Source organism: Sphaerisporangium sp. TRM90804 (genome assembly GCF_029846175.1).
Taxonomy (GTDB): domain Bacteria; phylum Actinomycetota; class Actinomycetes; order Streptosporangiales; family Streptosporangiaceae; genus Sphaerisporangium.
The window spans coordinates 15530-28160 of the sequence record NZ_JARWAC010000005.1; the positions used below are offsets into that span (position 1 = coordinate 15530).

Genomic DNA, 12631 nt, shown 5'->3' on the forward strand with positions numbered 1-12631 from the left:
GGACGATTCGCGGACAGGCCAGACCAGACGAGGAGACCGCGGACCACGCCATGACCGAATCGAGCGAGGCCGGCCCCGCGCCGCGCGCCGGCGTACCCCGCGGGCTCGCGGGCGGGACGGCGGCCACGGCGGCGCTGCCGGTCCTGGGGCTGATCGTGGCGGTCACCGGCTGGTGGCTCGTCACCTCGGCCTTCCAGCTCGTCCACCCCGCGGTGCTGCCGCCCCCGCAGGACGTGCTGGCCGCGTTCGACGCCAGGTCCGCGGAGCTGCTCGACGGGCTGGTCGCCACGACGCTGGAGACCGTGGCCGGCTTCCTGATCTCCGCGGTCGCGGGGGTGCTGATCGGCCTCGCGCTGGCCGCCTCGCGGGTGGTCGAGCGGATGTTCTCCCCGCTGCTGGTGGCCGTCAACGCGGTGCCCAAGATCGCGCTGGGCCCGCTGCTGGTCGTCTCCCTCGGCTGGGGCCAGACGCCGATCCTGACCATGGTGGTCCTGCTCAGCTTCTTCCCGATCGTGCTCTCCACAGCGACCGGGCTGACCACCACCCCGTCCGACCTCGCCGAGCTGATCCGGTCCCTGGACGCGTCGCGCTGGCAGGCGTTCCGCAAGGTGCGCCTGCCCGCCGCGCTGCCGCAGATCTTCGTCGGCCTGAAGGTCGCCATGCCGCTGGCCGCGATCGGCGCGGTCATCGGCGAGTTCCAGGCCGGCGAAGGCGGCCTCGGCTACCAGATCGTCCAGTACAGCGGCGTCGCCGACAGCGCCACCGCCTGGGCGGCCATCGTCCTCATCGGCGTGATGAGCATCGTCCTGTACTTCGCCCTGGCCCTCACCGAACGCCTGGCCCTGCCCTGGGTCCGCGAGACCACGTCAGCCAGATGAGCGCCGCCCCGCTCACGCGTGGGCGGTCACGGCGGGGCGCCGGCGCGCCTTGGGACCTGCCCGGTGTCACACGTGGTCTCGCCAGGAATGCCGCGGGGCGAAGCCGAGGACCTCGCGGGCGCTGTCGATCGCGAGCAGCGTCTCGAACGTCCCGAGGTCACGCCTGATCTCCACCCCGGGGAAGACCTCCCGCATCAGTTCGGCCGACGGGCGGTTCATCACGGTGTCGGCGGCGGCGATGACGAAGCTCCGCGCGCCCTCGACGGGTGCGTCCAGGGCGAGCCGGCAGGACGCGGCGGCGTCCCGCGTGTCGATGTACCCCCACAGGTTCCACTTGCGAAGGAGCGGGTCGTCCCAGTAGCCGGGGAAGGCCTTGTAGTCCTCGGGGCCGAGGATGTTGGAGAAGCGCAGGGCCACGAACGGGATCCCCGACCACTGCGAGACGTGCTCGGCCAGGGTCTCGGTGACGACCTTGGACAGCGCGTACGTGGAGGTGGGGAAGGGATAGTGGCCCTCGTCGAGGGGAGCGTAACGCGGGGGCACGTCGAACGGCAGGCCGAGCGTGGTCTCGCTGGAGGCCCAGACCACGCGGTCGATCTCCAGCCCCGCGGCGGCCAGGAAGACGTTCGAGTTCATCACCGTGTTGGAGTTGAGGGTCTCGGCCGGGGTGCGGATCCCGGGGGCCGGGATGTTCGCCAGGTGGACGACGGCGTCGACACCGTGCAGGACCTCCACCGCCTGCCCGTAGTGGGTCAGGTCGGCCAGCAGCACCTCCACTCCCAGGTCCGCGGGCGCCGCCCTGACGTCGGTCGCCACGACCTCGTAGCCGTGGTCGAGCAGGTCGCGCACGACTGCCCGCCCCAGCTTGCCGCTCGCTCCTGTCACGCAGATCCTCGCCATCGTTCCTCCTGCGGTGAGCTGATCGCGGCGAGACTGTCGCGCCGAGGGCACCGTTCAGGAACAGGGTAGTGATCGTTGCGCGGGTCAGGTCAGGGGACGATCACCGTCCATTCCTTCAGGAAGGTCACCTCGTAGCCGTCGACGGCGGTGTACGGGTCGCGGGCGAGGATGCTTCGTACCTCGGCCTCGTCGTCGGCCTGGTAGACGTGCAGCGCGCCCGAGTCGTCGGCCCACGGGCCGGCCGTGAGCAGCGTGCCTTTCGACTGGAGTTCCCGCAGATGCTCGCGGTGGGCCGGGCGGACCGCCAGCCGGGCGTCGTCGTTCCGGAACGTCATGTGCAGTACGAATCTCGGCATGCGCGAACGCTACGAAAACCGCCCGGCGGCTGTCAGCGTCACCGGACACCGCGAAGGTGTATCACGGGATACATGCCGTCCTCGCTGTCCGACCTGCCGATGCTGCACGGCGTGAGCGCTGAGCGTCTCGACGCGCTGGCCGCCCGCGCCCGCCACCGTCGCTATCCGGCGGGCCAGGTGCTCTGCACCGCCGGTGACCCCGTCGACCACCTGGTGGTCCTGCTCGGCGGGAGGGTCAAGTCGGCCCGCGTCGGCGTGGACGGCCGTGAGGTCGTCCTGCGCGCCTGCGGGCCGCCGGTCGCCTTCGACAAGGCCGCGCTCCTGGCCGGCACCCCGCACCGGACGACGCTCACCGCGCTGACCCCGGTCGACGTCGCCTACCTGCCCCGACACACGATCCTGGACCTCATCGCCGAGGAGCCCTCCGTCGCGGCCCGCCTGCTGCGCACCCTGGCGGAGACGGTGTGCGACCTGGACGAGCGCCTCACCGACGTCGTCCTGCTCGACGTCACCTCCCGCGTGGCCAAGTGGCTCGTACGCAACGGCGCCGACGGCCCGGCCGTCCTGCACGCGGGCCAGTCGGGCCTGGCCGCCGAGCTGGGCGCCTCCCGCGTCGCCGTCAACCGCGCCCTCAGATCCCTGGAACGAAGGGGCCTGATCAAGATCACCCAGGGCGAGCTCCACCTTCTCGACCACCCGGCGCTGGCGCTCCTCTACGACACCCCCGGCTGATCGCGCGAACCGGCGGCGAGACGTTGCAGCTGTAGGTCGAGGATCGCGACGGCCTCATCGCGGCTGATCTCGCCCAGCATGCGCGCGTCGGCGAGCGCTCCGGCTACGCCGAGCAGGATGCGTGCTTCGGCCTCGGGGGCGGTGGGGCCGTGGGCGTCGGTGACGAGGTGTGCGACGGCGGCGGTCGCGGCGGAGGATCCCTCCTGGTAGAGCCGGCGTAGCTCGGGGTTGGCCGCGGCTGAGGCGAGGAAGGCGTGGCCCGCCAGGATCTGCTCGGTCCCGAGATCGACCAGTGCCAGCAGGATCCGGCGCAGTGCCGCAGGTGGTGGGTCGCCGGGTCGCACGGCCGCGGCGACGGCGGCCTCGATGTCGCGCCGCTGCATGGCGGCGGCCAGTCGCAACAGGGCTTCCTTCGTGGGGAAATAGTGCTGCACCAGGCCTTTGGAGATCGCGGCCTCCGCCGCGACGCGTCCGATGGTCACCGATGCCAGGCCCTCACGCACGCAGAGCCGAAGCGCCGCCCGGGCGATCTCCGCGCGGCGTGCCTCGTGGTCCACCCGTTTGGGCATCGTCTCTCCCGCCGACTTTTACGATACGATCGTATGATAAACGAGGGAGTCGCCATGGACGGCATCGCACCGAACATCGGGCCCGCATTCAAGGCGGCGAGGCTCGGCCACTTTCGCGACGCCTCCGCCTACGCCAGGTACCGGCGGGCGTACGACCGCGCGATGGCGGGCCTGCCCGCGCCGAGCGCGACGCTGGATGTGCCGACCCGCTTCGGCACCGTTCGCGTCTACCGGTTCGGGCCCGCCGACGGGGTGCCGGTCCTGCTGCTGCCCGGTCGCACGGCGGCCGCGCCCATGTGGGAGGCCAACCTGGCCGGTCTGGCGCGGAGCCGCCCGGTGTACGCGGCGGATCTCATCGGGGAGCCGGGACTGTCGGTGCAGACCCGCAGGCTGGCCTCCTCCGACGACCAGGCGTCCTGGCTCGCGTCGCTGATCGACGGGCTGCCCGAGCGGGCGCTTCACGTGCTGGGCCTGTCGATCGGCGGCTGGTCGGCGCTCAACCTCGCCGTTCACCGGCCCGCCGGAGTCCGCTCGCTCATCCTGCTCGAACCGGCCGCGACGTTCGGCCCCATCACCTGGAAGGTCGTGGTCATCTCCCTGGGGGCCGTGCTCCCCATGCCCGCGGCCGTCCGGCGGCGCCTGCTGAGCTGGATCGCCGCCGGCGCCGACGCCTCCGAAGACGACCCCGTCGCCGCGCTGATCGACTCCGGCATGCGCGACTTCACCGCCGACCTTCCCCGGCCCGGCTACCCCACCGACGAGCAGATCGCCGGCATCGACCTGCCCACCCTGGTGATCATCGGGGGTCGCAGCGTCATCCACGACCCCGGCAAGGCCGCGGCACGGGCACGCCGCCTCCTGCGGCACGGCACCGTCGAACTCTGGCCGGAGGCGTCGCACGCCGTCAACGGCGAGTTCCCCGACCGCATCGCCGGCACCGTCGACGCCTTCCTGAACAAGGTGGAGGCGACGTGGTGATCACGACGTCTTCACGGAGAGGAGGTCGAGGGTTCCGAGGGGGGTGAGGGTGACGTTGGAGACGTTCTCCGAGTAGCCGGCGATGCTGCGGTCGAAGAACAGGGGAATGGCCGGCATGTCGCGAACCAGCACCTTCTCGGCGGCGCGGTAGAGGGAGGCCGCCTTGGTTCTCGACGGCGTGCGGTCGGCGGCGTCGAGCAGCGCGTCGTAGCTCCTGCTGCGGTACCTCCCGTGGTTCCAGGGGGAACCGCTCCGGTAGGTCGCCAGCACATCGGCCATGTGGAGGCTGTCGAGGACCCACGCCCAGCGGAACATCCCCTTGGGCTTGCCGGTGGCGGTGAGGTCGAGCAGGTCGGCGAACGTGGCCTTCGGCTTGGCGACGACCTTCACCTGGCCGTTCAGCGTCTTGCCGACGGCGTCCACGACCTTCTCGACCCACTCCTCGTGCATGCCGTCCGCGTTGTAGTAGAGCGCGAACTCCTTGGGCGGCTTGAATCCGGCGGCTCGCGCCTTGGCGAGCGCGGCCCGCGCGCCGGCCGGGTCGTACCGGCAGAACCGGCCGCAGGTGGCCCTCCCCGCCCCCGGCGTGGGCGGCGGTATGAAGGAGTCGGCCGCAACGCGGGTGGCCCCGAGCTCCTCGGCCACGTCGTCACGGGGAATGGCCATCGAGAGCGCCTTGCGGAAGTCGGCGTTGCCCGCCGTCTTGGGATCGCCCATGGGGAAGTTGAGCAGGTGAATGCCCGGGTACGGCCTGTTCAGCACCCGGCCGCCGAGGCCCGTCGTGCTCGCCACCTCGGGCACGAAGTCGACCTTCCCCTGAACGAGCGCGTCGTAGGCGTCGTCCCAGTCGGGGAAGGGCCGGTAGACGACCTTTCGCACGTTCGGCTTCACCTTGCCGCCGTAACGGTCGAACCGCTGGACGGTGATCTCCCCTCCGGCCGACCGCGAGACGAAGCGGTACGGCCCGTTGCCCACCGGCCTCTTCCGGTAGCCGGCACGGTTCGTGAAGAAGGAGTCGGGCAGCGGCGCGAACGCCAGCCCGCCGAGCTGGCTCACGAAGCCGCCGTACGGCTTATTCAGGGTGACCGTGAAGGTGTGGTCGCCGACCACCTTGAGGCCCGACAGCCCACGCGACCGGGTGACCTCGCCGCTGCCCGCGATGTGGATGAAATACCCGGCGCCCCGCTGGCCCTTCTTCGCGGAGTAGTCCCACGCCTTGACGAAGTTCCGGGCCTTGACCTCGGTGCCGTCGTGGAAACGCCAGCCCTTCCTCAGCCGTACCGTGAAGACCTTGTTGTCCTTGGTGGAGATGGAGGACGCCACGGCGTTCCGCGTGGCCGCCGTCCCGGGAACGTACTCGACGAGCCGCGTGAACATCGCGCCGACCGCCTCGCCCCCGCATTCCTCGGCGATCTCCCCCGGCTCCATGGCGACCCCGGAGTGCACGCGGCGATGACGATCTCACCGTCACCGGCCGCCGCTTTCCCGGCGGATCCGCCGAATCCCGAGGCGTGCGCGCTCGGAACACCGCCGCTCAACGCGCCGACAGAAAGCACGGATAAGACCGCCGCCGCCCGGGCCCGGGAAAAAGCGAACACGATTACCTCCGTCATAGGGAGGAATCACGTTAGGGCAAATACTGATCATTCACCGGCGACCGGCGGAACCGCGCCCACTCCGTGACGCGGCCGACGAGCCTCGGTCTCAGCGGGCGTCGGCGGGCGTCGTGCGCGCCTGGGGGCCGGGGGTGGTCCAGCTGCTCAGCAGACGCAGGGCCTCGGCGGTGGCGGAGCCGGGTTCGGCGTTGTAGACGCACAGGGACTGGTCGGGGTCGCCGGCAGGCTGGAAGGACTCGTAGGCGAAGTACAGGTCGCCGGCCACGGGGTGGCGGTAGTGCTTGGTGCCGTGGGTGCGGCGCAGGACGTGGTGGTCGTTCCACCAGGTGGTGAACTCGGGACAACGCAGGGTCAGCTCGCCCACGAGGTCGGCGAGCCCCCGGTCGTGCGGGTGGCGGCCCGCTTCGAGACGGAGCATGGCGACGGTCTCGGCGGCGATCTGCGCCCAGTCCCCGACGCGCTCACGGGCCTCGGGGTCCAGGAGGTAGTAGCGAGCGAGGTTCCGCTTCGGGACGGGCAGGGCGTCGAAGTCGGTCAGGACCTCGCGCGCCAGCCGGTTGGAGGCCAGCACGTCGGTGCGCCGGCCGAGGATGAAGGCGGGGACGTGCTCCAGGGTCTGGAGCATGAGGTGCAGGCCCGGGCGGACCCGCTGCGGGCTCGCGGAGGTGCGGCGGGCGGACGCGGGCCGGGCCAGCAGGTCGCTGAGGTGCTCGCGCTCGGCGAGGTCGAGCCGAAGCGCCCGCGCGAGAGCCTCCAGGACCTCCGGGGAGGGGGTTCCCCCGCGGCCCTGTTCGAGACGGGTGTAGTACTCGGTGCTCACCCCGGCCAGGTCGGCGACCTCGCCGCGGCGCAGGCCGGGCACCCGCCGGGCACGGCCGCCGCCGGGGAGCCCCGCCTGGTCGGGTGTGATCCGGGCGCGACGGGAGCGCAGGAAGTCGGCGATCTCGCTACTACGGTCCATGTACCCAGTGTCGGTCAGCCGGGTGTGGCGCGCTCCCGGTTGGGTGGCCCCGCCGGTACCTGCCTTACCGGAACCTCCCTGCTCAGGGCCCATCCGAGCCGCCCAGCCGTAGCTCACAGGTGGTGTGCTGGATGCATGGCGGACGGCCGCCGGCCGTCCCCGCCCCGCTCCCCTCTTCGGAAGGTATGCCTCATGTCCACACAAACCATCGCCAAGCCCCTGACCGGCCGCGTGGCGGTCATCACCGGCGCCTCCAGCGGGATGGGCGAGGCCTCGGCCGAGCACCTGGCGCGGCTGGGCGCGCGCGTCGCCGTCCTGGCCAGGCGCGAGGACCGGCTGCGGGAGCTGGTCGCCCGCATCGAGAAGGACGGCGGCACCGCCCTGGCGATCGCCGTCGACGTGACCGACGCCGCGGCGGTGCGATCGGCCGCCGAGCGGGTGGCGACCGAGCTGGGCGGCGCCGACCTGCTGTTCAACAACGCGGGCGTCATGCTGCCCGCCCCGATCGAGGAACTGGCCGTCGATCAGTGGCAGCGTCAGATCGACCTCAACGTCACCGGGCTGATGAACGTCATCGGCGCGTTCGTCCCGCAGTTGGTCGAGGCGGCCGCCGAGCGTGGCGTGGCCGACCTGATCAACACCTCCTCGATCGGAGCGCAGAACATCTTCCCGAACTTCGCCGTCTACTGCGGCACCAAGGCGTACGTCACCCACCTCTCGCGCCATCTGCGTGTCGAGCTGGGCGCCAAGGACGTGCGGGTGTCGGCGCTGGAGCCAGGCATCGTCGGCACCGAGCTGCAGAACCACGTCACCGACGAGGGTGCGCTGCAGTGGCTGGCGGGCTCCAAGGAGACCACGGAGTGGCTCACGCCGCAGGACATCGCCGAGACCGTGGGGTTCATCGCCACGCTGCCGCCGCGCGTGAACCTGCAGCAGGTGACGATCATGCCCACCCGCCAGCCCAGCTGACGACGGTCGCGCGGAGGCCGCCGGGCGGGGCGCCCCGGCGGCCTCCGCGTTCAGCTCACTGGTCGTCGCGCCAGTAGGCGGAGCGCACGGTGACGTCGCCTGGCTGGCCGCCGTTGTTGGTGCAGACGTGGCGCTTCTTGGTGCCGTCGGCGGCGGCGACCTTGCCCAGGCAGGCGCCGAGGGCGAGCTGCCCGTAGTAGTTGGGGTGCATCGACTCCTGGGACGTGCCTTGGCTCTCCATCAGCACCAGGAAGCGGGACCACTCGCTGAGCGCGGGGTCCAGGGGGTTGGTCAGGGAGTTGAACCTGGAGGAGTGTCCGACGCCCTTGGCGCACACCTCGTGGCCGTTCATCAGATCACGCAGGTCCAGGGACTCCACGTTCTCGGCGCGCGCGGCCCCGCGGATCATGTTGGCGATGCTCGGGACGACGTCGTTGCGGGCCCAGTCGAAGTCGGCGTCGAACATCGGGCAGCCGCCGTGAACGTTGCGGCCGCCCCGGTTGTCCTGCGTGTAGCGGTTGTTGGCCGCCGTGGTCACCGGGGAGGGGTAGGACTGCACGACGATGCGGTAGGAGTCGGCGGGGTAACCGGCCATGGTCAGGGTGAGGCGGATCTGCTGGATGGCGAGGCGGATCAGCGGTTCGGTGTTGATGACGCCTTGGCGGATGACCGGGTCCTGCTCCTGGTTGCACGGGTCGCGCAGGGGATGGAACATGTACAGCCGCACGCACGCCCCCAGCACGCGGCCGAAGCCGAGGTCGTTGCCGCCGATCGACAGCACGACCATCTTGATCGTGTTGCGCCGGGCGAAGCCGGCGAGCTGGTCCATCTGCGGCGGCTCACCCAGGTACGGCTCGCCGTGGGCCGCCGCGCTGACCACGTTGATGGTCCTGGCGCCGGAGCACGCGATGTTGATCCGCGTCTGCACGTTGACGGGCGCGTTCTGGACCTCGGCGGAGTCCGAGCGGTCCCACTAGTTGCGGAAAGTGGCCCCGTAGATGCGCTGGCCGTCGTAGTTGCAGTTGGAGCCGCCGGCGTTGCAGTTGTACGCGGCTCGGTCGGTGCCCCAGCGGTCGCCTCCCAGATTCAGCGGCACGGCGTTGCCCAGCCAGCGGCCGGCCTCCCCGGAGATGTAGCTGTCGCCCATGGTCACGATGGCCGTGGGCTTCTCGTAGGTGGGCATCGCCACACCGGTGGGCCGGGTGCCCAGGGCCTTGGTCGCGATCACTCGGTTGGCCGCGCTGTCGATCACGCTCATGGTGCCGGCCCGCTGGCTGGTGACGTAGAGCGTGCCCGACCAGGTCATCAGGGCGCTCGACGGCCCGGCGCCGACCGGGATCGTGGCGATGGACCGATCGGTGGCGGTGTCGACGACCGAGACGCTGTTCCCGTCGGCGTAGGTGACGTAGACGTACCTGCCGTTCGAGCTGACCGCCGAGCCCTTGGGGAAGTCACCGACGTTGATCTCGTTGACGACCTCGCCGGTCGCGGTGTTGATCACCGCCAGCTCGTCGTCGTCCGCCTTGGTGACGTAGGCGTAGGCCCCGTTCGGGCTGATCGACACGTTCGATGGCCGGCCCCCGACACTGATGGTCTTGACGTTGGTCTCGGTGTCGGTGTCGATCACCGACACCTTGCCGGAGTCGCCGCTGGCCACGTAGAGGCGGCTGTCGTCGGGGGTGAGCGCCAGCCGGGTGGGGCTCGACGCGACGCCGATCGTCTTCACGACGGCGTTGCTGGAGGTGTCGATCACCGACACGCTGCTGGACTTGCTGTTCGCCACATAGACCCTCGGCGTGCTGAGCGAGGCCGTGACGCCCTCGGGCGCGGTGCCGACCGGGAAGCGCCGGATGACCCGCCTGGCGGCGGTGTCGATCGCCGACACCGCGTCGCCCTTGTTGTCGGGGACGTAGGCGCGGGTGTTGTCGGGGATGATCGCCACCGCGCTCGGGAAGCCGCCGATGTTGGCGACCTTGTCACGGGTGTCGGCGTCGATGAGCGCCACGTCCCCGGTGCCGGCGACGGTCGTGTACAGCAGCCGCTGGTCGACCGCGGCGGCACTGGTCGCCGCCACCTCCGGCACGGCCACCGGCACCACCAGCCCCGCGAGCACGGCCACCCCGGCCGTCCCCACGGCCACCGCGGCCCGCGCCCACCGACCGCCCGGTCGTCGTATGAAGAAGCGCCATCCGGCCCGCGAGAAAGAGAAACGCGACGGTCCGGCGCGGCATACGCGTTCATCCATACACCTGCAATACGCATTTACCGGTGCGGCGTTACGAACTTCACCGTTTCGGTCAAGAGGACCCCGCTGAAACGTCCTGTGCTCAGCGTTAAGCCCGAACGCCTAATGGGGATAACATGCAGCACATATTTGCGCGCCACCGATTACCTTATAAATTGCCCAATTTACTACTTCTCACCGCTAATCGTGCGGCCGTCCTTGACGGGGTGTTACAGCACGAGCAAGCATGGAAGTCCGTTTCAGGTCTGAGAGGGAGAAGGCCATCCACTCCTCCAGAGCGGTCTCACCGGCTTCCCGGCCCCGACGATGCGCGCAGAGTGATGAGCGACGATCCCGGTGACGACGGCGCCTCCGAAGGGCACGTCAACGACTTGAGCGGGTCGGTTCTGGGCCCCGTCGTACAGGCACGAGACATTCAAGGCGGAATCCACGTACACCAGTCGGGATCACTTCCCAGACCGTCCCAGCTTCCCCCGGCCGGCATCCTGGTGGAACGCGACGAGGAACTGGCTCTTCTCGACTCCGTGCACTCCGACGACCGCGGATCGGGTGTGGCCAAGGTCGTCGTGGTGAGCGGACCCGCCGGCATCGGCAAGACGGCGCTTGCCCTGCACTGGGCGCACCGTGAACGCCACGCGTTTCCCGACGGCCACCTTTACGCCGACCTCCGCGGACACGCGGCGGGTGATCCCGTGGAGTCGGCAGAGGTACTGGGCCAGTTCGTCAGATCGTTCGGCATCTCCCCCGAGCACGTTCCCGCGAGCCTGGCGGAGCGCGCGGCGCTCTACCGATCCATCGTCAGCGAGCGCCGCGTGGTGATCGTCCTGGACGACGCGCTCTCCGCGGCCCAGGTCAGCCCGCTGCTGCCCGCCTCAGCCGGCAGCGTGGCCATCGTGACCAGCCGCTGGCGTCTGGCCGGGCTGTTCATGCGTGGCGCCCAAGGCGTGCAGCTCGAACGGCTCACCCGCGAGGGAGCCATGGATCTCCTCAGGCGAACCCTCGGCGACGCGCGGATCGACAGGGAGCGGGACGCCGCGGGCGAGCTCGTCGAGCTGTGCTCGGGGTTCCCGCTGGCGCTGTGCGTGGCCGCCGCCCGTCTCGCCACCCGGCCGGGCTGGGACCTGGCCGAGATGGTCGACGCCCTCCGTAACGAGCGACAGCGCCTCAACGCCCTGTGCGTGGAGGAGGAGGTGACGATGCGCGCGGCCCTGACCCTCTCGTACCGCGCCCTCTCCGCGACGGAGGCTCGCGCCTACCGGCTGCTGGCACTCTCGCCGGGGACCACGTTCGACATCCGGGTGGCCGTCGCCGTGATCGATCTTCCGCGCGCGGGTGCCCAGCGGCTCCTGGACGTACTGGTGGACGCCAACCTCCTGGACGACGCTCCCGGCGGACGCTACCGGTTCCACGACCTGACCCTGCTCCACGCACGTGACATGGCCGAGCACGACGAGGCCCCGGCGACCCGCGACCAGGCCCTGCGACGGGCCCTCGACCTGTACACGCACACCTCGTTCGCCGCGAGCCGCGTGATACTCCCGTACCGACGCCTCCCGGCGCCCGAGCTGGAGCATCCACCCGCCGAACCTCTCGTGTTCGCCCGTCCGACGCAGGCTCTCGACTGGCTGGAGCACGAGTTCGGCAACGTGCGGGCGGCCGCGCGGACCGCCTTCGACCGGGGATGGTTCCGCACGGCCGTTGAGCTCGTCGACGCCCTGTGGCCGCTGTTCCTCTACCGCGGCCACCACGCCGAACGGCTGGAGGTGGACCGGCTCGGGCTCGCGGCGGCCCGGGCGTGCTCCGATCCCACGGCGGAGGCCAAGATGCTGAACCGCACGGGATTGGCCCTGCTCTCGCTCGGCCGGTTGGAGGAGGCGGCGAACGACTTCCGGCAGGCGCTGCTGCTCTGGCGCCGGGCAGGCGACCGGCAGCGGGTCGCCGGGACGCTGCGGCGCCTGGGTCTGGTGGAGAAGGACCTCGGCCGTCTGGACAGGGCGATCACGCTGTTCGGTGAGGCGCTGGACGGTTAACCGCGCCGAGGGCGAGACCCGCAGGGCCGGCCGTACGCTGATCGACCTCGGCGAGGCCCTGCTCGAGAAGGGGGACGACGAGGAGGCCGCGTCACGTCTGACGGAGGCATGGAGCCTGCTGTCGGGGGAACCGGACCCGAACAACCAGGCGCGGGTGCTCATCCACCTCGGCCGTGCGCGAGCCGGGAACAGCGCGCTCGCCTCCGATCTACTGACCCGGGGGCTGCGCATCATGCGGGAGATCGGCTCCGCCACCGGCGAGGTGCTCGCCCTCCGGGCCCTGGCGGAGCTCGCACTGTCGGACGGCAGGAGGGACGACGCCCGCGGATACCAGGACGAGGCGCGAGCGGTCGCGGCGCGGCTGACGGGCGGGAACCGCACGACGGGGTAGACGCGT

General features: G+C 70.9%; 13 protein-coding genes. 6 read left to right on the top strand and 7 right to left on the bottom strand.

All coding sequences use genetic code 11. From position 1 onward, the window contains the following. The first annotated feature begins 50 nt into the window (after nucleotides 1–50). The gene (locus tag PYR91_RS06045) at nucleotides 51–878 is read left to right on the top strand and encodes an ABC transporter permease (protein ID WP_279778056.1); all 828 of its coding nucleotides are present in this window, start codon (nucleotides 51–53) and stop codon (nucleotides 876–878) included. A gap of 66 nt (nucleotides 879–944) precedes the next feature. Here the strand turns inward: PYR91_RS06045 and PYR91_RS06050 are convergent, their stop codons facing one another. Both PYR91_RS06050 and PYR91_RS06055 read right to left on the bottom strand, forming a co-directional pair. Next, on the bottom strand, nucleotides 945–1778 hold the full coding sequence (locus tag PYR91_RS06050) for an NAD(P)-dependent oxidoreductase (protein ID WP_279778058.1): 834 nt from the start codon (nucleotides 1776–1778) through the stop codon (nucleotides 945–947). Nucleotides 1779–1867: 89 nt separating this feature from the next. After that, nucleotides 1868–2134, bottom strand: a complete 267-nt coding sequence (locus PYR91_RS06055; protein WP_279778061.1) for a YciI family protein — start codon at nucleotides 2132–2134, stop codon at nucleotides 1868–1870. Between the two features lie 72 nt (nucleotides 2135–2206). Here PYR91_RS06055 and PYR91_RS06060 point away from each other — a divergent pair, with 72 nt between their 5' ends. Further along, nucleotides 2207–2866 carry a Crp/Fnr family transcriptional regulator gene (locus PYR91_RS06060; RefSeq protein WP_279778062.1) on the top strand — a complete coding sequence of 220 codons (660 nt, stop codon included), beginning with the start codon at nucleotides 2207–2209 and terminating at the stop codon, nucleotides 2864–2866. On the opposite strand, the gene PYR91_RS06065 is transcribed toward PYR91_RS06060, so the two are convergent. Continuing rightward, nucleotides 2848–3435, bottom strand: coding sequence for a TetR family transcriptional regulator (locus tag PYR91_RS06065; RefSeq protein ID WP_279778064.1), 588 nt, complete (start codon nucleotides 3433–3435; stop codon nucleotides 2848–2850). The two genes, PYR91_RS06060 and PYR91_RS06065, sit on opposite strands and share 19 nt — an antisense overlap. 54 nt (nucleotides 3436–3489) lie before the next feature. Here PYR91_RS06065 and PYR91_RS06070 point away from each other — a divergent pair, with 54 nt between their 5' ends. Further along, nucleotides 3490–4413 (top strand): alpha/beta fold hydrolase, encoded by a 924-nt coding sequence (locus PYR91_RS06070; RefSeq protein WP_279778066.1) that lies wholly within the window; start codon nucleotides 3490–3492, stop codon nucleotides 4411–4413. On the opposite strand, the gene PYR91_RS06075 is transcribed toward PYR91_RS06070, so the two are convergent. Both PYR91_RS06075 and PYR91_RS06080 read right to left on the bottom strand, forming a co-directional pair. Continuing rightward, a complete protein-coding gene (locus tag PYR91_RS06075) occupies nucleotides 4414–5859 on the bottom strand; it encodes an ABC transporter substrate-binding protein (protein WP_279778068.1) in 1446 nt (481 codons plus the stop codon). A 258-nt stretch (nucleotides 5860–6117) separates the two neighbouring features. Then, nucleotides 6118–6990 carry a helix-turn-helix transcriptional regulator gene (locus tag PYR91_RS06080; protein ID WP_279778069.1) on the bottom strand — a complete coding sequence of 291 codons (873 nt, stop codon included), beginning with the start codon at nucleotides 6988–6990 and terminating at the stop codon, nucleotides 6118–6120. A 192-nt stretch (nucleotides 6991–7182) separates the two neighbouring features. Between PYR91_RS06080 and PYR91_RS06085 the strand changes: the two genes are divergently transcribed. Next, nucleotides 7183–7959 carry an SDR family oxidoreductase gene (locus tag PYR91_RS06085; protein ID WP_279778070.1) on the top strand — a complete coding sequence of 259 codons (777 nt, stop codon included), beginning with the start codon at nucleotides 7183–7185 and terminating at the stop codon, nucleotides 7957–7959. A gap of 55 nt (nucleotides 7960–8014) precedes the next feature. Here PYR91_RS06085 and PYR91_RS06090 read toward each other — a convergent pair whose 3' ends face one another. Both PYR91_RS06090 and PYR91_RS06095 read right to left on the bottom strand, forming a co-directional pair. After that, nucleotides 8015–8887 (bottom strand): GDSL-type esterase/lipase family protein, encoded by an 873-nt coding sequence (locus PYR91_RS06090; protein WP_279778071.1) that lies wholly within the window; start codon nucleotides 8885–8887, stop codon nucleotides 8015–8017. 45 nt (nucleotides 8888–8932) lie between these two features. Next, entirely contained in the window at nucleotides 8933–10099 is a 1167-nt protein-coding gene (locus PYR91_RS06095) for a hypothetical protein (protein WP_279778073.1), read from the bottom strand. Between the two features lie 593 nt (nucleotides 10100–10692). Between PYR91_RS06095 and PYR91_RS06100 the strand changes: the two genes are divergently transcribed. Together PYR91_RS06100 and PYR91_RS06105 are read left to right on the top strand one after the other, a co-directional pair. Next, a complete protein-coding gene (locus PYR91_RS06100) occupies nucleotides 10693–12234 on the top strand; it encodes a tetratricopeptide repeat protein (RefSeq protein WP_279778074.1) in 1542 nt (513 codons plus the stop codon). Further along, nucleotides 12215–12625: a hypothetical protein gene (locus PYR91_RS06105; RefSeq protein ID WP_279778077.1), complete on the top strand. Its 411-nt coding sequence runs from the start codon at nucleotides 12215–12217 to the stop codon at nucleotides 12623–12625. The genes PYR91_RS06100 and PYR91_RS06105 overlap by 20 nt, the downstream gene beginning before the upstream one ends. Nucleotides 12626–12631 lie beyond the last annotated feature (6 nt).

Excerpts from the sequence above, each read along its gene's own strand:
- PYR91_RS06045 (WP_279778056.1), top strand. The coding sequence starts at position 51 with ATGACCGAATCGAGCGAGGCCGGCCCCGCGCCGCGCGCCGGCGTACCC.
- PYR91_RS06050 (WP_279778058.1), bottom strand. The coding sequence starts at position 1,778 with ATGGCGAGGATCTGCGTGACAGGAGCGAGCGGCAAGCTGGGGCGGGCA.
- PYR91_RS06055 (WP_279778061.1), bottom strand. The coding sequence starts at position 2,134 with ATGCCGAGATTCGTACTGCACATGACGTTCCGGAACGACGACGCCCGG.
- PYR91_RS06060 (WP_279778062.1), top strand. The coding sequence starts at position 2,207 with ATGCCGTCCTCGCTGTCCGACCTGCCGATGCTGCACGGCGTGAGCGCT.
- PYR91_RS06065 (WP_279778064.1), bottom strand. The coding sequence starts at position 3,435 with ATGCCCAAACGGGTGGACCACGAGGCACGCCGCGCGGAGATCGCCCGG.
- PYR91_RS06070 (WP_279778066.1), top strand. The coding sequence starts at position 3,490 with ATGGACGGCATCGCACCGAACATCGGGCCCGCATTCAAGGCGGCGAGG.
- PYR91_RS06080 (WP_279778069.1), bottom strand. The coding sequence starts at position 6,990 with ATGGACCGTAGTAGCGAGATCGCCGACTTCCTGCGCTCCCGTCGCGCC.
- PYR91_RS06085 (WP_279778070.1), top strand. The coding sequence starts at position 7,183 with ATGTCCACACAAACCATCGCCAAGCCCCTGACCGGCCGCGTGGCGGTC.